The 18,792-nt window shown below is 45.9% G+C and carries 17 protein-coding genes; 3 read left to right on the forward strand and 14 right to left on the reverse strand.

Translation table 11 applies throughout. The annotated features are described in order from the left end of the window. Nucleotides 1-210: 210 nt before the first annotated feature. A complete protein-coding gene (locus L7D49_RS15515; protein WP_238082431.1) occupies nucleotides 211-627 on the forward strand; it encodes a DUF2507 domain-containing protein in 417 nt (138 codons plus the stop codon). 129 nt (nucleotides 628-756) lie between these two features. Here L7D49_RS15515 and uvrC read toward each other — a convergent pair whose 3' ends face one another. From uvrC to zapA, 13 genes are all read right to left on the reverse strand, one after another. Then, nucleotides 757-2,541: an excinuclease ABC subunit UvrC gene (uvrC, locus tag L7D49_RS15520; protein ID WP_238082433.1), complete on the reverse strand. Its 1,785-nt coding sequence runs from the start codon at nucleotides 2,539-2,541 to the stop codon at nucleotides 757-759. Between the two features lie 57 nt (nucleotides 2,542-2,598). Beyond that, nucleotides 2,599-2,913 carry a thioredoxin gene (trxA, locus tag L7D49_RS15525; protein ID WP_238082435.1) on the reverse strand — a complete coding sequence of 105 codons (315 nt, stop codon included), beginning with the start codon at nucleotides 2,911-2,913 and terminating at the stop codon, nucleotides 2,599-2,601. Between the two features lie 123 nt (nucleotides 2,914-3,036). Next, on the reverse strand, nucleotides 3,037-4,011 hold the full coding sequence (locus tag L7D49_RS15530) for an electron transfer flavoprotein subunit alpha/FixB family protein (protein WP_238082437.1): 975 nt from the start codon (nucleotides 4,009-4,011) through the stop codon (nucleotides 3,037-3,039). Between the two features lie 34 nt (nucleotides 4,012-4,045). Beyond that, the gene (locus L7D49_RS15535; protein ID WP_238082439.1) at nucleotides 4,046-4,819 is read right to left on the reverse strand and encodes an electron transfer flavoprotein subunit beta/FixA family protein; all 774 of its coding nucleotides are present in this window, start codon (nucleotides 4,817-4,819) and stop codon (nucleotides 4,046-4,048) included. Between the two features lie 17 nt (nucleotides 4,820-4,836). Further along, nucleotides 4,837-5,610: an enoyl-CoA hydratase gene (locus tag L7D49_RS15540; protein ID WP_238082441.1), complete on the reverse strand. Its 774-nt coding sequence runs from the start codon at nucleotides 5,608-5,610 to the stop codon at nucleotides 4,837-4,839. A gap of 64 nt (nucleotides 5,611-5,674) precedes the next feature. After that, on the reverse strand, nucleotides 5,675-6,256 hold the full coding sequence (locus L7D49_RS15545) for a TetR/AcrR family transcriptional regulator (RefSeq protein ID WP_238082443.1): 582 nt from the start codon (nucleotides 6,254-6,256) through the stop codon (nucleotides 5,675-5,677). Nucleotides 6,257-6,343: 87 nt separating this feature from the next. Then, on the reverse strand, nucleotides 6,344-8,044 hold the full coding sequence (locus tag L7D49_RS15550) for a long-chain-fatty-acid--CoA ligase (protein ID WP_272493180.1): 1,701 nt from the start codon (nucleotides 8,042-8,044) through the stop codon (nucleotides 6,344-6,346). 276 nt (nucleotides 8,045-8,320) lie between these two features. After that, a complete protein-coding gene (locus L7D49_RS15555) occupies nucleotides 8,321-8,539 on the reverse strand; it encodes a hypothetical protein (protein WP_238082447.1) in 219 nt (72 codons plus the stop codon). A gap of 556 nt (nucleotides 8,540-9,095) precedes the next feature. Further along, nucleotides 9,096-9,509 (reverse strand): DUF350 domain-containing protein, encoded by a 414-nt coding sequence (locus L7D49_RS15560; RefSeq protein ID WP_238082449.1) that lies wholly within the window; start codon nucleotides 9,507-9,509, stop codon nucleotides 9,096-9,098. 84 nt (nucleotides 9,510-9,593) lie between these two features. Then, entirely contained in the window at nucleotides 9,594-11,948 is a 2,355-nt protein-coding gene (locus L7D49_RS15565; RefSeq protein WP_238082450.1) for an endonuclease MutS2, read from the reverse strand. 17 nt (nucleotides 11,949-11,965) lie between these two features. Further along, nucleotides 11,966-13,672, reverse strand: coding sequence for a DNA polymerase/3'-5' exonuclease PolX (polX, locus tag L7D49_RS15570; protein WP_238082452.1), 1,707 nt, complete (start codon nucleotides 13,670-13,672; stop codon nucleotides 11,966-11,968). Nucleotides 13,673-13,733: 61 nt separating this feature from the next. Then, nucleotides 13,734-14,273, reverse strand: coding sequence for a CvpA family protein (locus tag L7D49_RS15575; RefSeq protein WP_238082454.1), 540 nt, complete (start codon nucleotides 14,271-14,273; stop codon nucleotides 13,734-13,736). 9 nt (nucleotides 14,274-14,282) lie between these two features. Next, nucleotides 14,283-14,543: a cell division protein ZapA gene (gene zapA, locus L7D49_RS15580; RefSeq protein ID WP_238082806.1), complete on the reverse strand. Its 261-nt coding sequence runs from the start codon at nucleotides 14,541-14,543 to the stop codon at nucleotides 14,283-14,285. A gap of 247 nt (nucleotides 14,544-14,790) precedes the next feature. On the opposite strand from zapA, the gene rnhC reads away from it, so the two are divergent. Then, nucleotides 14,791-15,732, forward strand: a complete 942-nt coding sequence (gene rnhC, locus L7D49_RS15585) for a ribonuclease HIII (RefSeq protein ID WP_238082456.1) — start codon at nucleotides 14,791-14,793, stop codon at nucleotides 15,730-15,732. 43 nt (nucleotides 15,733-15,775) lie between these two features. Next, entirely contained in the window at nucleotides 15,776-16,330 is a 555-nt protein-coding gene (locus L7D49_RS15590) for a hypothetical protein (protein ID WP_238082458.1), read from the forward strand. A gap of 48 nt (nucleotides 16,331-16,378) precedes the next feature. Here L7D49_RS15590 and pheT read toward each other — a convergent pair whose 3' ends face one another. Then, nucleotides 16,379-18,790: a phenylalanine--tRNA ligase subunit beta gene (gene pheT / locus L7D49_RS15595; RefSeq protein ID WP_238082460.1), complete on the reverse strand. Its 2,412-nt coding sequence runs from the start codon at nucleotides 18,788-18,790 to the stop codon at nucleotides 16,379-16,381. Nucleotides 18,791-18,792: the final 2 nt, after the last annotated feature.

Here is an 18,792-nt window from a genome sequence, read left to right on the forward strand (position 1 = left end):
TTTACCCTCCCTTATTTATGAGCCAGCAAATCAATTGCAGAACTGATCGTCCCATGAGCCTTTGACGGCATGGCTCTTCATGGTACAATATATAACATGTACATTGTACTCCTCACTTTTGAGCAGGTCAAGGCGATCTGGACTTTTATATACCCCTTACTTACTGGAATCACACAACCAGATTTTTCTTCCGAAAGGATTGCATGACAAGTGGAAAAACCTACATATGAATCACCGACACGGCTCGGATACGAAATATTGCGCGATCATGTATTACCGACGATCTTAGGACAGCACGAAGATGACATCTTATATTGGTCAGGCAAGGATGTCGCACGGAAATTCCCGATCTTTGAAACGGATGAGCTGCCCTCCTTTTTCACAGAAGCAGGATGGGGTCAGCTTACATTGGAAAAAGAAGACAAAGATGAGATGCAGTTCGTCTTAGGTCCGATCGAACGACTTGTCATTGAAAATCGGTCTTATCAATTGGAAGCGGGTTTTATTGCCGAACAGCTTCAAAAACTGAATGGGTTTCTGACCGAATGCTATGGACAGAAAGAAATCCAACATGACCGTGTCCGTTTTATTGCCAAGTGGGATGTCAAAACAATAGTAGAAAATTGATTATCGCACTCCCTAGACTCGATCTTGTGGATAAAGCCGACCATCGCTTTGTCTGCAAGGCGATAGTCTGGCATTCTTTTACTTCCCATACTCTACCGAAAAGTTTTTTCTTCTATTATGCAGAACTCCCTACTCTTTCGCTTCTTCGCTAAAATGCTCCATTACCTGTTTCGCAACAGAAACCGGAAGACCCGCCTCTTTCAGTTCATCCACACTGGCTGTTTTTATCTTCTTCATAGAACCGAAATGCTTCAACAACTGTTTTTTTCGCTTGGCGCCTACGCCAGGAATCGAATCAAGGGAAGAAGCTAAAGATCCCGCGTCCCGCCGCTGTCGGTGAAACGTAATCGCAAACCGATGCACTTCGTCCTGAATCCGCTGAAGTAAATAGAAGGCTTCGCTCGTCTTCTTTAATGGTACAATCTCGATCGGATTGCCATAAAGCAACTGCGCCGTCTGGTGCTTGTCATCTTTCGCCAACCCTGCAATCGGGATGGATAACCCGAGTTCGTCCTCAATGATTTCCCGCGCAATTTCCATCTGGCCTTTTCCTCCATCAATAATGATCAAGTCCGGCAAAGGCAGATTCTCTTTCAATACACGGATATAGCGTCTGCGGACTACTTCCCGCATCGCTCCATAATCATCATGCGCCGCAGCTGTTTTGGTCTTATATTTGCGGTAATCCTTGCGGTTCGGCTTGCCGTCGACAAAAGATACCATAGCCGAAACAGCATCGACACCACCCGTATGCGAGTTATCGAACGCTTCAATTCGGAACGGCGTTGCAATGTTCATGGCCTCACCCAGTTCGTCACAGGCGCCGATTGTTCGCTGTTCTTGCCGTTCAATCAATTGGAATTTCTCCTGCAATGATATTTTCGCATTTTTCGCTGCAAGTTTGACAAGATCTTTCTTCTTCCCTCGTTGCGGGATATAGCTGTTTGTTTGGAGTAGCTGCTTCACAATTTCCAAATCGACTCCGTCCGGCAATAAAATTTCCTTCGGAAGTAAATGGCCCGTCTTTCCGTAAAATTGACCGATATACGTGAGAAATTCATCTTCAGGATCCTGGTAAAGTGGAAAAATGGAGACATCCCGTTCAATCAGTTTCCCTTGCCGTACAAAAAAGACTTGGACGCACATCCACCCTTTTTCTACCGCATAGCCGAAAATATCCCGATCCGTGAAATCATTCATTGTCATCGTCTGCTTCTCCATGACAGCCTCGATGTTGGCAATCTGATCGCGGTATTCTTTCGCCCGCTCAAACTCCAGATTTTCTGCCGCAACTTGCATTTTTTCGGTCAGTTCCTTTTTCACCGTCTTATAGCCGCCATTCAGAAAACGGGTAATGTTGTCGGTCATCTCTTTATACGTCTCGACTGCAACCTCATTAACACAAGGGGCTAGACATTGTCCTAAATGGTAATAAAGACAAACACGATCCGGCAATGTATGGCATTTCCGGTAAGGATAAAGCCGGTCGAGCAGCTTTTTTGTTTCATGGGCAGCCGTTGCATTCGGATAAGGACCAAAATATTTTCCTTTATCCTTTTTCAGTAACCGGGTCACAATGAGTTTAGGATGCCGTTCAGAAGTCAGCTTCAAATAAGGATACGTCTTGTCATCCTTCAGCATGATATTGTATTTAGGATCATATTGTTTGATCAAATTCAGTTCGAGGATAAGCGCTTCGATATTGGATGACGTGACAATATACTCAAAATCCTCGATTTCACCGACAAGCCGCTGGGTCTTCGCATCGTGGCTGCCCGTAAAGTAGCTTCGCACCCTGTTTTTCAGGATTTTTGCTTTCCCCACATAAATAATCGTCCCCTGCCTGTCTTTCATAAGGTAACAGCCTGGCAGATCAGGCAGAAGAGCGAGTTTTTGTTCAATTAAGTCATTCATCTATATCACCTATCAAAAAACCGGGTTCCTGTATAGGTTCCCGGTTCTCGTAGTCAATTACGCGTGTTTTTCGATCATTTCAGCTAGTTGTTCTTTCGGTTGGAAACCGACAGCTTTATCTACGATTTCGCCATCTTTGAAAAGAACAAGTGTAGGAATGGACATGATGCCGAACTCACCAGCAGTCGCTTGGTTTTCGTCAACGTCCACTTTTACGATTTTAGCTTTGCCATCCAAATCGCCATCAAGTTCTTCAAGAACTGGAGCGATCATTTTGCAAGGCCCACACCAAGTAGCCCAGAAATCGACCAATACGAGTCCTTCTTTTGTTTGATCTTTAAAGTCTGAATCTGTAGCATGTACGATAGCCATTTTGTAATTCCTCCTTTTGAAAAATACAACTCTTCATGAATTATAGCATGCCCCTAGAAAGGGGGCTAAATTTATGCTTGACCATAAAAGTAGGCTCCCGCAGCGATGGGGAGCCCGCCTTCATTAATTCGTTTTTACCTTCTTAATTTCTTCAATTATCATCGGAATGACTTCAAATAGGTCGCCTACAATTCCGTAGTCTGCCACTTTGAAAATATTGGCTTCCGGATCTTTATTGATCGCCACGATCACTTTGGAGTTGGACATGCCCGCCATATGCTGGATGGCACCGGAAATGCCTGCCGCGATATATAAATCCGGTGTAACAACCTTTCCTGTCTGGCCAATTTGCAAGGAATAGTCACAGTAATCCGCATCACACGCACCACGGGATGCACCTACTGCGCCTCCAAGCAAGTTCGCCAATTCTTCAAGCGGCTTGAAACCATCTGCGCTTTTCACGCCACGGCCTCCTGCAACGACGACTTTCGCTTCAGATAAGTCAACACCTTCCGTGGACTTGCGAACCACATCTTTAATAATAGTACGTAGATTCGTAATGTCGACAGAAACAGAAGTGGCCTCACCAGTGCGGCCTGCGTCTTTCTCTAATGGCGCAATATTATTCGGGCGAATTGTGAAGAAAAGAAGATCTTCTTTGTTTTTCACTTTTTCAAATGCTTTGCCGGAATAGATCGGGCGAACGAATAGTGCGTCATCCCCTTCACCTTCAATAGCCGTCACATCTGAAATCAAACCAGTTCCCAATTTGCTTGCGATTTTAGGGGAAAGGTCTTTCCCGTTCGCTGTATGGCCAAAGATAACCGCCTCAGGTTTTTCTTGCTCATATACAGCCATAAATGCTTGGCCGTACCCATCAGAAGTATAATGTTTCAAATGAGGATGTTCTACAGTCACGACACGGTCTGCGCCGTATTGGATCATTTCTTCCGCTAACGATTGTACAGAATCTCCAACGAGCAGCCCGACGACTTCTCCGCCGCCCGAAACTGTTTTTGCAGCTGCGATCGCCTCGAACGATACATTACGCAAAGCTCCTTCGCGTGCTTCGCCCAGTACCAATACTTTTTTAGACATAATGAGTCCCTCCTATTACAATATGAAAATCGATTTATAGCACTTTCGCTTCTTTGTTCAATAGGTCTACTAGTTCCTTCACTTGGTCTGCCATATCCCCTTCAAGTACACGGCCTGCTGCTTTTGCAGGCGGCAGGAAGATCTCGACTGTTTCTGTTTTCGCTTCCACATCGTCTTCATCGATATCTAAATCATCCAATTCCAGTTCCTCAAGCGGTTTTTTCTTCGCTTTCATGATTCCTGGCAAAGATGGATAACGAGGCTCGTTCAATCCTTGTTGCGCTGTCACTAAAAGTGGAAGTGACGTTTCGATCGTTTCGGAATCACCTTCCACGTCGCGGACGATTTTCGCGGATGTGCCGTCGATTTCCAAATTCGTGATTGTTGTTACATAATTAATGCCCAACAACTCTGCAACACGTGGTCCGACCTGGCCAGAGCCTCCGTCAATCGCTACGTTGCCAGCCAAGATCAAATCTGCATCTTTGTCTTTTAAATATTCGGCGACAATTTTGGCTACTGTGAACTCATCCATCTCGTCCAAATCGTCTTCCGTATTGATAAGGACTGCTTTGTCTGCACCCATGGCGAGTGCCGTGCGGAGTTGCTTTTCGGCCTCTTCATCCCCAATTGTGATGACAGTTACTTCGCCTCCGTGCTCGTCACGGAGCTGAATTGCTTCTTCGATTGCATACTCATCATAAGGATTGATGATGAATTCTGCACCGTCGTCAACGATCTTTCCGTTTGCTACCGCGATTTTCTCTTCCGTATCAAAAGTACGTTTCACTAACGCATAAATGTTCATTCTAGTAACCTCCTCTATTAATTCCCTTTAAATTCAGGTTCTCTTTTTTCAATAAACGCTTGTATTCCCTCTTTGGCATCTTCCGAAACAAAGACTTCTCCGAACGAATCCGCTTCCGCCTTTACCCCTTCATAGTAGGATTCGGATTTCGTATATTGAAGCATCCGAAGGGCGGCTCTCATGGCAACCGGGCTCTTCTTCGCTATTTTCTTCGCTAGTTCCATCGTCTTGTCAGACAGCTCATCTTCTGCATAGGCATGATTCGCCAATCCAAGCCGGACTGCTTCTTCCCCGCTGATCGGTTCGCTCGTCAGCAGCATTTCAGCTGCCTTCGCCATACCGACATAACGCGGCAGACGCTGCGTTCCTGCAAATCCAGGAATTAAACCGAGTTGCAATTCAGGAAGGCCAAGCTTCGCCTTTTCTGTAACAAGGCGGATGTGACAGCTCATTGCCAGCTCAAGCCCGCCTCCCAGAGCAGCCCCATGAATGGACGCGATGACCGGTTTCGGATACGTTTCAATGCGCTCGAACACTTCTTGCCCCTGTGCGGATAAAACTGTGAACTCCTGGCCTGATTCTACCGTTGTGAATTCCTTAATATCTGCACCGGCCGAGAAAAATCTACCCTCTCCGCGCAATACAACGACCCGTACTGACTGATCATCTTTGATCTGTTCCAGCGCTTCGCCTATTTCCTTAATGACCGTACTTGCCAAAGCATTCGCCGGTGGCCGGTCAATTGTCAGAACGGCAACTCCGTCTTCCCTAGAAACCCCAATATACTCCATTCAACACCAATCCCTTCCTACTACAATGTGATAATTGCATGATCAAACAGATTCATATCGATGATTACGCTTTCATTCCATTCAAGAGCAAACGATGCACTTCGGGAGCAAGTTTCATCAAATCGTATTTTTGATCGTTCATCACCCAGGACGTGATGGTTTCGTCAATTGTGCCGAAAACCATTTGGCGGCCGAGCCGCGTGTCCAGCCGTTCATCAAACTCACCGTTTTCGATTCCTTCCTTCAAAATGGAATCGAGCAGGCCTAAGTATTCCTTGAGCACTTCATTAATGCGGAAACGCAAGTCTTTATTCGACTGTCGTAATTCCAACTGTGTCACAATGGCAAGGTGGCGATCGTCATGAAGAACTTTGAAATGATTTTCAATCATCTTGAACAGTTTTTCTGTTGCTGAGATTTCTTTCTTCAATATTTCTTCAAGCTTATGTACGAAAATCCCCATTTTTTCACGGAATACCGAGATTAAGATATCCTCTTTATTTTTGAAATAAAGATAGATCGTCCCATCGGCGACACCAGCCTCTTTGGCGATTTTCGATACTTGTGCCTGGTGATACCCGTTTTCGGCTATGACGACGACTGCAGCATCTACGATTTGTTTGTATTTTGGTTTATCCCGCTTCATTATCATCACCACCATCATAAAAAGAAAATATGAATGATGATTCATTCATATTTTCATATTAATCGTTTATTCATTTGTCGTCAAGCGTTATACTGATGCTTCTATCTTCATTTCTGATTTTTTCTTTTCTTCATCTACTAAAGCACGTCGTAAAATCTTGCCGACTGCCGTTTTCGGCAATTCCTTCCGAAACTCGTATTGCCTTGGAACCTTATAAGACGCCAATTGTTGTCTGCAAAACGCGTCTAATTGCTCCTCAGTCGCCTCTTTGCCTTCCTTGAGTACAATGTAGGCTTTCACCGTTTCACCGCGGTACGGATCAGGCACACCTGCGACCACACACTCCTGAACGGCTTCATGCTCGTATAGCACTTCCTCGATTTCTCTCGGATAAATATTGAAACCACTGGCGATGATCATATCTTTCTTGCGATCCACCACGTAGAAATAACCTTTGTCATCCATATAGCCGAGATCACCCGTCAACAGCCAGCCGTCACGAAACGTTGCGGCCGTTTCCTCCGGTCGATTCCAATAGCCTTTCATCACTTGCGGGCCTTTTACAGCAATTTCGCCGACTTCACCGACAGGGAGTGGTTCTGAACTATCCGGTCCAAGAATGCAAGCATCCGTATCCGGCCACGGTACGCCGATGGATCCTTTTATTCGTTCGCCATCCCACACAAAATTCGCAATGGCGACCGGTGATGTTTCCGTCAATCCGTATCCTTCGACGAGCTTTCCACCTGTCAACCGTTCGAATTTGTCCTGCACTTCTACAGGCAAAGCAGCCGAGCCGCTAATGCAAGCTTTAATGGAAGATAAATCGAAGCTGGCGAGTTTCGGATGGTTCAACAAACCGATATAAATCGTCGGCGCTCCAGGAAACAAAGTGGGCTTCTGCTTATCGATCGTTTTCAACGCAGTATCAAAATCGAATTTTGGTAATAGTACCATCTTATTCCCTAGCATAACAGAAAGAATTAAGACTGTCGTCATTCCATACACATGGAAGAATGGCAAAATTCCCATGACCGTTTCTTTTCCATCCTCACATTGATAGAGCCATTCGCGGCACATCTGTGTATTTGAAATTAGATTGGCATGCGTCAGCATGACCCCTTTAGGCGGTCCTGTCGTTCCCCCTGTATACTGAAGCAGCGCAATGTCGGTATCGTAATTGAAATCGTACGTGATCGGTTCTGTACTGCCGACTTTCATGATTTCAGTGAAGAGATGGTTCATTCCCCTATGTTCCACTTTCACTGTCAAGCCATGCTCCTTTTTCTGGATGAAAGGATAAATCACATTTTTCGGGAATGGCAAGTAGTCTTTGATGCCTGTAATGATCACATGCTCAAGTTCTGTTTCTTTGAGCACCTTAGAAATTCGTGGGAACAGCAGATCCAATGAAATAATCGCTTTCGCTCCCGAATCGGCCATTTGATAAGCGATTTCCCTTTCCGTATAGAGCGGATTGGTCTGAACCACAATTCCACCCGTGTACAAAATGCCGTAATAGGCAATCGCACTTTGTGGACAATTGGGCAGCATGATAGCCACTCGATCCCCTTTTTCAATTCCAATTGACCGTAAATAGTTGGCGAATTTAAGCGCCGATTCGTGAAACTCCTGATACGTGATATTTCTCCCCATGAAATGCATAGCCGTTTTGTCCGGAAACCTTTGAGCCGAATTCGTCAAAAACTGTTGGATCGGAACTTGATCATACTCAATCGTCTTCGAAATGCCAGCCGGATACAAATCCAGCCAAGGCCGTGCTGTCATCATGAATCCCCCCTTATCAATACTTAGAAAATTCCTTATTTAATCAATTATATCTATAAATGAATCCGCTTTCAAATAGAATATTAGATTTTCTGCTAAATAATACCTTGTTCTAAAGTCTTATTCGATAAGATTTCATGCTTGGCAATCAGTGGCGAGGAAAGAAATGCAGCTTTGCAAGATATGGTGAAGTGTGAAAACCTTTGTATGGCAAGCGATTTAGCGTGAATTGCTTTTTTTCCTGTAAACCGTACGATCGATTCATTTTCTTGATGGTCAAAGGCATTCAGCGCGACCTGGGGCAGGCGAAGACATGGATATTCCCGCGTTTAGATAAACCGGTTGAACCGCTCGTTTATTCATTCGAACCACTCGTATATTCCCGGGACCGCTCGTATCCTGCCCCGAACCACTCGTATATTCTCCGGACCGCTCGTATCCTTTCTCGAACCACTCGTATATTCCCAGGACCGCTCGTATCCTGTCCCGAACCACTCGTAAGCTTCCAGGTGAAGAGTAATTTCAACGATCAAATCATTTTCTAGTTGGTCAAAGGCATTCAGCGCGACCTGAGGCAGGCGAAGATATGGAAATTCCCGCGTTTAGATTGAACGGTTGAACCGCTCGTTTATTCATTCGAACCACCCGTATAATCCAAAGACCGCTCGTATCCTCTTTCGAACCACTCATATATTCCCAGGACCGCTCGTATCCTGTCCCGAACCGCTCGTAAAATTCCATGAGAAGAAAAATCTCATCATTTCTTGATCGGTCAAAGGCATTCAGCGCGACCTGGTACAGAAGATGATATGGAAATTTCCGCGTTTAAATTAATCGGTTAAATCGCTAGTATTTTTACAAACCGCATAACTCTCACGCACTTCCACAAAAAAGCAGGCAAACTCATGTCTTGCATGAGTTTGCCTGCAGGTTAAGCTTTATCTGTGATAGATCAAGGTGTATGTTTCATCATCCAATAGACGCCAATTAAAATAAATAGGACGCAGACGACGAGTAATATTTTTGATAGTTTTTCCACATTCAACGACTCCTATGAAATACTCGCACCGATGACGAACGAGAGACCTACGGAAATGGTTAATGAAATAAATCCGACGGAACGGTTGTCCTCTTCGATTTCCTTATCGATATTGAATTTAGGTGTAAGGAACTCGAAAAGGAAGTAAGCAAAAATCAGCAAGACAAATCCGTATAGTCCCCATCCGATCATTTGGGGCAGTGTATTGTGCTGCTCGATGGAATAACGGAATATGTTGGCGACGCCAAATATTTTACCGCCTGTTGCCATGGCGACCGCCATATTGCCTTTTCTGATTTCTTCCCAGTTCCTGTATTTCGTTACTAGCTCGAATAACGCCATGGAAACGATGAGGCAAAGCACTACTACGCTGAAGTAGCCTGCTGTTTCAACTAAAGGATGACTCCAAAATCCTGTTTTCGACATCAATATGGCTCCTTTATTGTTTCAATCATCCCATCCTATACGGACAAGCGAGCGAAAGGTTTCAAAAATAAAGCGAAATAGTACTTATTTCAACTGAACGACCGTCACCCCGTGACCTCCCTCACCCGCTTCGCCAAATCGATAGCTCTTTACGCGTGGGTGATTTTTCAGGTAGGTTTGGATTCCTTGACGCAATGCGCCGGTTCCTTTCCCATGGATGATCGATACTTGATGGTAATTTGACAGCAATGCGTCATCCAAATACTTTTCCGTTCGATGGATGGCGTCTTCATAGCGCTCCCCGCGCAAGTCTAGTTCGAGTTTCACGTATGAATCTCTTCCTTTTACGGAAGCGGATACGACCGGTTCCTTCTCTTTCTCTGGTTTGCTGTATTCGAGAACGGATTGATCCAGACGCATTTTTAGTATGCCGATTTGGACAACCCATTCCTTGTCGGACACTTTTTCTACCAGCGTTCCTTTTTGCCCATACGTGACTACTTTCACTTCGTCGCCCGGCTGCAATGGACGCGGTGCCGCTTTCGCTTTTACTTTCTTCTTTTCCTCGGCAGGCATAGCGCCTTCCAGGCGTTTACGCGCTTCAATGAGTTCATGTTCCTTGACGCTTGCTCCGGCATTCAAACGGAGAGCACGCAATTCGGAGATGACTGATTCGGATTCTGACCGAGCTTCTTCCACAATCTTTTTCGCTTTTTCTTTCGCCTGTTCAACCAACCGGTCTTTCAATTGATCGTACTCGGCAAGCTTGCTTTCGAGCTCCTGCTTCAACTGTTCCGTTTCCAATAAAAGCTCATGCGTCCGCTCGGCATCTTTTTCCGATTGGACCCTGCTGGATTCCAGAGAAGCGATCATCGAGTCCACTTCACCCCGATCTGTTCCCGTAAATCCTTTGGCACGCTTGATAATATGTTCACCAAGACCGAGCCGTTTCGATATTTCAAAAGCATTGCTTCGTCCTGGAACGCCAATTAGCAATCGGTAGGTCGGGCTTAATGTATCGATGTCAAACTCCACACTCGCATTCGCGACGCCCGGCCGATTGTAGCCGTATGCCTTTAATTCCGGATAATGTGTTGTTGCCATGACTCTCGCGCCGGTCCCATGCACTTCATCCAAAATGGAAATGGCGAGGGCCGCTCCTTCTTGCGGATCGGTCCCTGATCCTAACTCATCAAAGATCAGCAATGATTGCGAATCGAATTTTTTCAGGATATCAACGATGTTCACCATATGAGAAGAGAATGTACTCAAGCTCTGTTCAATGGACTGCTCATCTCCGATATCAGCGTAGACCGAATTGAAAACAGCGATTTCAGAACCATCCAAAACAGGAATCGGCAAGCCAGCTTGCGCCATCAAAGTGCAGAGCCCGACCGTTTTCAATGTAACGGTCTTCCCGCCCGTATTCGGTCCTGTAATGACGATCGTCGTAATGTCTTTCCCAAATTCAATCGTGTTGGCTACCGCTTCTTCAGCAGGAATCAATGGATGACGTGCTTTGGCGAGCCGAATATAGCCTTCCTGGTTAACAGCAGGCTTCGTGCATTTATTAGCCGTTCCATATTTCGCTTTAGCCAAAATAACATCGATTTCTGCCAGCACATTGACGAGAACGAATAGCTCATGGGCAATTTCTTGCACTTTTGCAGACAAGGCTATTAAGATTTTTTCAATTTCATCCTGTTCCTTTGATTTCAATGTGCGAATTTCATTGTTCGCCTGGACGACCGCATCCGGCTCGATGAATAGCGTCTGGCCGGAAGAGGACATGTCATGGACGACTCCTCCAAAATGGGATCGGTATTCTGACTTTACTGGAATGACGTACCGATCGTTTCGTATCGTAACGATCGAATCGGAAAGCATTTTGGCAGCATTGCGCCCGCGTGTATAGCTTTCCAGTTTTTCGCGCACCCGACCTTCCTGGATACGCAAGCTTTGCCGGATGGACCGCAGTGTACTGGATGCACTATCGAGAACATGCCCGTTGTCATCAATGGCATGGTTGATTTCATGCTCAAGACCCGTAAGGATTGGCAATGATTCCTTCTTTGCCATGAAGTGCGGGATTGAAATATCCTCATCTTCATCAACTGATTCAATAAACTGGCGCAGGATTCGGCTGGCCCGTATCGTATTGGCGATTTCCATTAATTCATAGGCACTGAGCATGCCGCCGATTTGCGCGCGTTTTGCATGCGGTTTCACATCACTGATCCCGCCCATCGGCACATTGCCACGCACACGTAATATAGCCAGCCCCTCATCTGTCTCTTCTAGTAACTGGACAACCCGGTCATAATCGCTGACCGGCACAAGCTTCTCTATATGTGTCCGACCCGCCGTGGAAGTGCAATGACCTGCCACGAGCGCTCTGACTTTATCAAATTCAAGTGTTTTCAAGACACGTTTCTCCAATGTCTTTACACTCCCTTTCACTTCCGTATGATGTCACGGATGAACTGTTCAAGCGGCCATGTATTGACGACCGTCTCTTTTTTCAACCATGCTTTTTGTGCGTATCGAACGCCGATGTCCATGTATCGTAACTGATCTGTCGCATGGGCATCTGTATTGATCGCTATTTTCACTCCTGCCTCCTGGGCCATCGCCAAATAATCAACAGCCAAATCAAAACGATGCGGATTGGCATTGAGCTCCAAGATTTTACCGTATTGCTTGGCCCATTCAATCAGTTGCGGCACATCCACATCATAGCCTTCTCTTTGCCCGATAATTCTTCCGGTCGGGTGAGCAATCATATCAACATGTGGATTGGAAATGGCGGAATGCAGTCTTTCCATGATCTGTTCCCTGCTTTGATTAAAGTTGGAATGGATCGAGGCGATGACGAAATCAAGCTCTTCCAGCAGATCATCTTCAAAATCCAGCCGCCCGTCAGGCAAAATATCCATTTCTGTCCCGGTGAAAATTTCAATATCCGTATATTCCTCATTCAGTTCAAAGATTTCAGCCATTTGCGCCCTCAGCCGTTCAGGCGTCAACCCGTTTGCCACTTTCAAGTATTGCGTATGGTCGGTAATGACGATATGCGAGTAGCCCTTACTGCGGCATGCTTCGACCATTTCACGGATCGAATAGCCCCCATCCGACCAGGTCGTATGCATATGGAAATCCCCTCTAATGTCAGCAAGTGAAATGAGGCCGTCCAATTCGTTTGCTTTGTCAATTTCCTTGCCATCCTTTCGGAGCGATGGCGGAATGAAGGGCAAACCGAAATGAGCAAAGAATTCCTTTTCCGAATCAAACGTTAGGACATTCCCGTCTTCCAGCTCAACGCCGTATTCACTAATTTTCATGCCTCGGGATTTGGCGATTTGCCTCATCCGCACATTATGATCTTTCGAACCGGTAAAATGATGGATTGCGGTGGCGAACTGCTCGTCTGTCACAAAGCGGAAATCTGCATCGACGAGATCCGTTATATCCAACGTTACAGATAACTTCGCATCACCGGCAGCAATCACCTCTTCGACGGGCAGCGCTGCGAGGATAGCTTCCCTGACAACGGAAGGCTTGTCCGTCACGATAATGAAATCGACGTCGCTGCTCTCCTCTTCGACGCGGCGGAAACTGCCCGCTACCGAGAACCGTTTAATGTCTTCGATTTGGCGCAATTCCTCCTCGATGGAGAAGACAATCTGCTCAATTTGCCAAACGGGAAGTTTGCCTTTTCGCGTTCCTAATTGCTCAATTTCATGCAAGATCTTTTCTTCCGTCTTTTTGCCAAAGCCGGGCAATTTACTTACTTCATTCGTTTCACAGGCGGCACGCAGCGATTCCACCGAATCAATTCCGAGTGCCTCTCTTAATTTTGCAATTCGTTTTCCGCCGAGGCCGGGGATGCGCAATAAAGGAATCAATCCTTTCGGCACTTCTTCCTCCAATTCCTTCAGCAGATCAGATTCCCCTCTTTCCAGCAAATCAACGATGACAGCACCTGTCCCCTTGCCAATCCCTTTCAAAGTTAAAATATCATCCATTTCGGATAAACTTCGCGGGTCCAATTCCAACACATTGGCTGCTTTGCGGAATGCTCCTACCTTAAAAGGATTTTCCCCAAGCAACTCCATATATAAAGCAATCTTTTCAAACGTCCGGATGATTGTCTTTTTATTCAACAAAATCAGCCTCCTCCATATGTCCCTTCAAAAAAAGCTTCCCTCACGTCGGGGGAAGCCGTCAACTTTTATAAATATACCACCATTTTTTCACAGTCTCTGAAATGATCGGAGTATGTTCAAACATCGCATTGGCTAAAATAGAGTTATCAATGATTCCCTGCACGAAGTCTATTGGAATCATAGCAAATACATAGAGCACAAAAAATATCAAAATATAAAACTCCACAAATCCTAACGCCGCTCCGCCGAAACGTGCAAGAAAGCCTAGCACAGGCAAAAATTTCAGGAAATCAAACATGGATGCGATCAGCTGCAAAATGAATTTCACAGCAAGGAAAATGAGGACAAAGGCAAGCAGCCGATAAAAAGTTTCATCTAAATCGATCTGCTCGACAGCCCAGCTCAACTTCAAATTTGCGGTAACGCCTGGATAAGGAACCCATAGGACAAATTTTTCAGCCAGCGGTTTGTAGTATATGTAAGCGACAATCAGCGCAATAATGAAGCCTGTCATGTGAATGGCTTGCACGACCAAGCCACGTCTGAATCCGGTGATCAATCCTCCGAGCAGGAGGAACACAATAATTAAATCAAGCATAAACGTCCGTCAACCCTTCAACTTATTCAATTCTTCTTCCAACCGTTCGATCTTCTCTTTCAACAGCAAATTATCATGCACGCTGTTTACTGCAGTCAGAACCGCAATTTTGGCGCTATCCAAATAAGGGTTCCGGGCACTGATTTCACGCATTCTATCGTCGACCATGGAGGCAACGAGACGGACATGGCTGCTAGATTCATCGCCGACTATCGTATACGTCTGCCCAAAAATATCGACCGAAACGCGCGTCTTCTGCTCGTCTTCCAATAATCCGACCTCCCGATTCCGATTCAACAGGCGCTGCGGCCATTGATGATCAAATAATATGAAACAGTCCACCAAACCGAACAGAGGAAATGGACAAGTACGGTACAGCACTCTGTACCCCATCATAACATGAAACCATTTTGGTTGTGAATAAAGGATGTGCCATCCATACGTTCTTCTCTAGCAATAGTTATTCCACCTTGTAGTATTGTACAATATGTCAGTAGATGGGGAAAGGAAGTTGCAAATGAGCCAACAAGTGATTGTTTTAGGAAAAGAAGAATTGAACCGTTTGATGAAGCATTATGAAAACAATAAAATACATCGAAACGCACCTGGGGTAGTTTTCGCCGCAAAGCTAAACGATACTGCCATAACTGTTTATAAGTCTGGAAAAGTGCTCTTTCAAGGGGCCGGCTCAACCCGTGAAGCAGCGGGATGGTCTGGAGCCGGTTTACCTGCTAAAGCTACCAGTGTAAAAACGAAAACGCAAGGCGACACGATGCCTCCGAATCTCGCCAATCTTTCCATAGTCGGCTCAGACGAAACAGGGACGGGTGATTTCTTCGGCCCTATTACGGTTTGTGCATGCTTTGTCAGGAAAGAGCAAATTGAACTCGTCAAGGAACTGGGCGTAAAGGATTCCAAGCAATTGACGGACGATTGGATGAGGCAGATTGCACCCGATCTAAAAGCAACGCTCATTCATTCCGTCTTGACCTTGAAAAATGACAAGTATAACGAAGTGCAGGAAAAAGGATGGTCACAAGGCAAAATAAAAGCTATGCTTCACAATCAGGCTCTGAAACATGTCCTTCGGAAAATGGGAGATGAAAAACCGGAATACATCCTAATTGACCAATTCGCAGAGCGCGGCATCTATTACAACCATCTGAAGGCGGCTCCTGAAATCGTCCGGGAGAATGTACTATTCTCGACGAAAGCAGAGGGGCTACATGTAGCAGTTGCCGCAGCCTCCATCATCGCCCGTGTTGCCTTTTTAGAAGAGATGGACCGGCTCAGCGCTCTGACCGGCGTTCAATTGCCCAAAGGCGCGGGACCGAAAGTCGATGAAGCCGCTGCCAAAATCCTGTTGTCAAAAGGCGAAAGTACACTGAAATCGTTATCCAAGTGGCATTTTGCCAATCGTGAAAAGGCCATGAAAATCGCTGCCCGGAAAAAGAAGTAACACTTTCCAGTCCATTACGTACGAATGGATGAGGTGAATACGAATGAGAGCCATAGTGATGATCCTGTTATCAGCTCTGCTACTGACGGCGTGCCAAAGCAAAAATACAGAAGAAGCTCCACCACAGTTGCAAGACAATCCACAAGAAGACGAAGTGCGAGAAGGAGATTTCATTTTCCGCCTTGTTTCAGAAAAGACGAAGTACGACGAATATGAAAAACCGGTGATTTATGCAGAATTGACTTATGTAGGCGAGAAAGAGGAAATCCAGATCTCCCATGCTGCCTCACCTTTCTCCTTTCCGATTCATGAGAAGAACCGGGGTTATACAATTGATTATGTAATGAATACCCCCCTCCTCCTAACTGACTTGAAGCGAGGAGAACCCTATCGTGAGTATTACGGTTTTGCAGGAGGATATAGCGACAAGGACGCTGAGGCATATGCGGAATTTGTCCAGTCCATTATCGAGCATGGTGGGTTCCCAAGAGGAAAGTATACTATGGAGGGCGATGCCAATTTCTCTATCGTAGATGATTCTAATACATCAGAGAAAGAAATGAATATGCAACCGCAAATCGGCTTTGATGTAGAATGACTAATGAAAATGGCCGCCCCGGATTCTTTTCCATGGGCGGCCATTCTTTTATCCGCGGAGCTGCGCGTCCGCTTCTGTAGTTAATGCAGTTAGTACTTTATCATGCGCTTTCACGACTTCCTCGTCTGTCAACGTCCGTTCTGGATCGAAGTATGTCAAAGAGAATGCGATCGATTTTTTGCCATCTTCGACATTTGTCCCTTCGTAAAGGTCGAACAATTTGACGCCTTTCAGAAGCTTGCCGCCAGCATCTCGGATAATATGCTCCAACTTTCCGGCAGTCGTCTCTTTAGAAACGACGAGTGCGATGTCTCTCGACATAGAAGGGAAACGTGGAACCGGCTTATAAATAAGCTCAGCAGTTTCCGCCTTCAATACGTCAGCCAAGTTCAATTCCATCACATACGTTTCTTTCAAGTCACGCTTCTTCATTTCTGAAGGGTGCAATTGGCCGATCAATCCGACACGGTTTCCATCGAGAAGGATATCCGCCGTACGCCCTGGATGCATGCCGGCAATTGCCGCCTTTTCGAATGTGAGACGATCGGAGAAACCAAGACGGCTCATTAAACCTTCGACAATTCCTTTTAAGACGAAGAAATCAACGTTTTTCGACTCACCCTGCCATGCATGGTCTACCCATTGTCCTGTCATGGCTACAGCCAAATGTTCAACTTCTTTTGGCAATCCGTCTTCTTCCATTCCAAGGAAAACAGAACCCGTTTCGTATAATGCGACGGAATCCATTCGACGAGCCACATTGTACGTCAGCGCCTCCAGCAAATGAGGAATTAGGCTTTGGCGCAATGTGCTCCGTTCTTCACTCATTGGCATTAACAAATTAGTTGTTTCAGCCGTTTCAAGTGCGAATGCCTGTGATTGCTCTTTGGATGTCAATGAATACGTGATTGCCTGGAAGAGACCAGCTCCTTCTAGGAAGTTGCGGACAACGCGCCGTTTTGCCTGGTAGGACGTTAAACCTCCTGGCACTGACTCTGTCACCGGCAGCGTCTTTGGAATTTCATCATAGCCGTGCATACGCGCGATTTCCTCAATGATGTCTTCTTTAATCTTCAAATCTTGTCTGCGAGTCGGTGCATCAATGACAAGCTGACCATTGACAGCGTCTGTCGGTATTTGAAGACGCTTCAAAATCGTCATCATTTCATCCATTGAAATTTTCATGCCTAAGCGGCTGTTAATGTAATCAGGTGAGACGACAATGCGTTCAGGCGTCTTCTCGAGTTCGTCAAAGATGACTGAACCTGCCAGCACTTCTCCGCCAGCCAATTCTGCGATGAGCTGGGCTGCACGTTCAGCAGCTTCCTGAACACGGTTCGGATCGACCCCTTTTTCAAAACGCGCACTCGCGTCACTTCTTAGGCCAACTTCCTTGGATGTTTGTCTAACAGAAGCAGGTGCAAAGTAAGCTGATTCGATAACGACTGTTGTCGTGCCATCGTGTACTTCAGAATTGGCACCGCCCATGACGCCAGCGAGCGCAACCGGTTCTTTGCCGTTTGTGATGACTAGGTTATGGGAACGAAGTGTTCGTTCGGCATCATCGAGAGTAACAATTTTCTCGCCTTCTGCTGCATGGCGAACGACAATTTCCCCTGTTCCAAGACGGTCATAGTCGAAAGCGTGCAACGGTTGGCCATATTCCATTAAGACGAAGTTCGTAATATCGACGACGTTATTATGCGGGCGCACGCCAGCCGCCATCAAATAGTTTTGAAGCCATAATGGCGATTCCGCAATGGTTACGTTTTTCACCACTTTTGCCACATACATCGGATTGTCATGTGTCGCTTCCACACGAAGCTTTAAGAGATCCTCTGCTTTTTCCGATGCTTGATCGTAGTTGATTTCCGGCAAGGCAATTCCTTGAGAAAGGATCGCGCCCACTTCGTAAGCGACACCAAGCATGCTGAGGGCGTCTGAACGGTTTGGCGTTAAATCGAATTCAAGAACCGTATCATCTAAACCTAAAAGAGGTAAAGCGTCTTCTCCCGGTAAAGCATCCTTAGGCAATACATAAATTCCTTCTGCATACGCCTTTGTAACGAGCTTTCCTTCAATTCCGAGCTCTTGAAGAGAGCAGATCATGCCGTTCGATTCTTCTCCGCGCAGTTTCGCTTTTTTGATTTTCACCCCGCCTGGAAGAACAGCACCTGGACGAGCGACAATCACTTTCTGGCCTTGTGCCACATTCGGTGCGCCGCAAATGATTTGAGTTGTTTCTTCTCCAACATCCACTTGGCAAATATTCAATTTATCGGCTTCCGGGTGTTTGACACACTCCTTCACATGACCGACGACAACATTTGTCATTCCTTGACTGCGATCGATAATCGAGTCCACTTCAATACCTGCGCGCGTGATCCGTTCTGCGAGATCAGCAGGGGCGATTCCATTGATATTTACATATTTACTGAGCCATTTTGTAGATACTAACATTT

It is taken from the genome of Sporosarcina cyprini, from assembly GCF_022048975.1.
GTDB classification, from domain to species: Bacteria; Bacillota; Bacilli; order Bacillales_A; family Planococcaceae; genus Sporosarcina; species Sporosarcina cyprini.

What these genes read in the sequence shown, in the direction of transcription:
- rnhC (WP_238082456.1), top strand. Translation starts at nt 14,791, where the DNA reads ATGAGCCAACAAGTGATTGTTTTAGGAAAAGAAGAATTGAACCGTTTG.
- uvrC (WP_238082433.1), bottom strand. Translation starts at nt 2,541, where the DNA reads ATGAATGACTTAATTGAACAAAAACTCGCTCTTCTGCCTGATCTGCCA.
- L7D49_RS15560 (WP_238082449.1), bottom strand. Translation starts at nt 9,509, where the DNA reads ATGTCGAAAACAGGATTTTGGAGTCATCCTTTAGTTGAAACAGCAGGC.
- pheT (WP_238082460.1), bottom strand. Translation starts at nt 18,790, where the DNA reads ATGTTAGTATCTACAAAATGGCTCAGTAAATATGTAAATATCAATGGA.
- trxA (WP_238082435.1), bottom strand. Translation starts at nt 2,913, where the DNA reads ATGGCTATCGTACATGCTACAGATTCAGACTTTAAAGATCAAACAAAA.
- L7D49_RS15550 (WP_272493180.1), bottom strand. Translation starts at nt 8,044, where the DNA reads ATGACAGCACGGCCTTGGCTGGATTTGTATCCGGCTGGCATTTCGAAG.
- L7D49_RS15530 (WP_238082437.1), bottom strand. Translation starts at nt 4,011, where the DNA reads ATGTCTAAAAAAGTATTGGTACTGGGCGAAGCACGCGAAGGAGCTTTG.
- L7D49_RS15540 (WP_238082441.1), bottom strand. Translation starts at nt 5,610, where the DNA reads ATGGAGTATATTGGGGTTTCTAGGGAAGACGGAGTTGCCGTTCTGACA.
- L7D49_RS15545 (WP_238082443.1), bottom strand. Translation starts at nt 6,256, where the DNA reads ATGAAGCGGGATAAACCAAAATACAAACAAATCGTAGATGCTGCAGTC.
- L7D49_RS15535 (WP_238082439.1), bottom strand. Translation starts at nt 4,819, where the DNA reads ATGAACATTTATGCGTTAGTGAAACGTACTTTTGATACGGAAGAGAAA.
- L7D49_RS15590 (WP_238082458.1), top strand. Translation starts at nt 15,776, where the DNA reads ATGAGAGCCATAGTGATGATCCTGTTATCAGCTCTGCTACTGACGGCG.
- L7D49_RS15575 (WP_238082454.1), bottom strand. Translation starts at nt 14,273, where the DNA reads ATGCTTGATTTAATTATTGTGTTCCTCCTGCTCGGAGGATTGATCACC.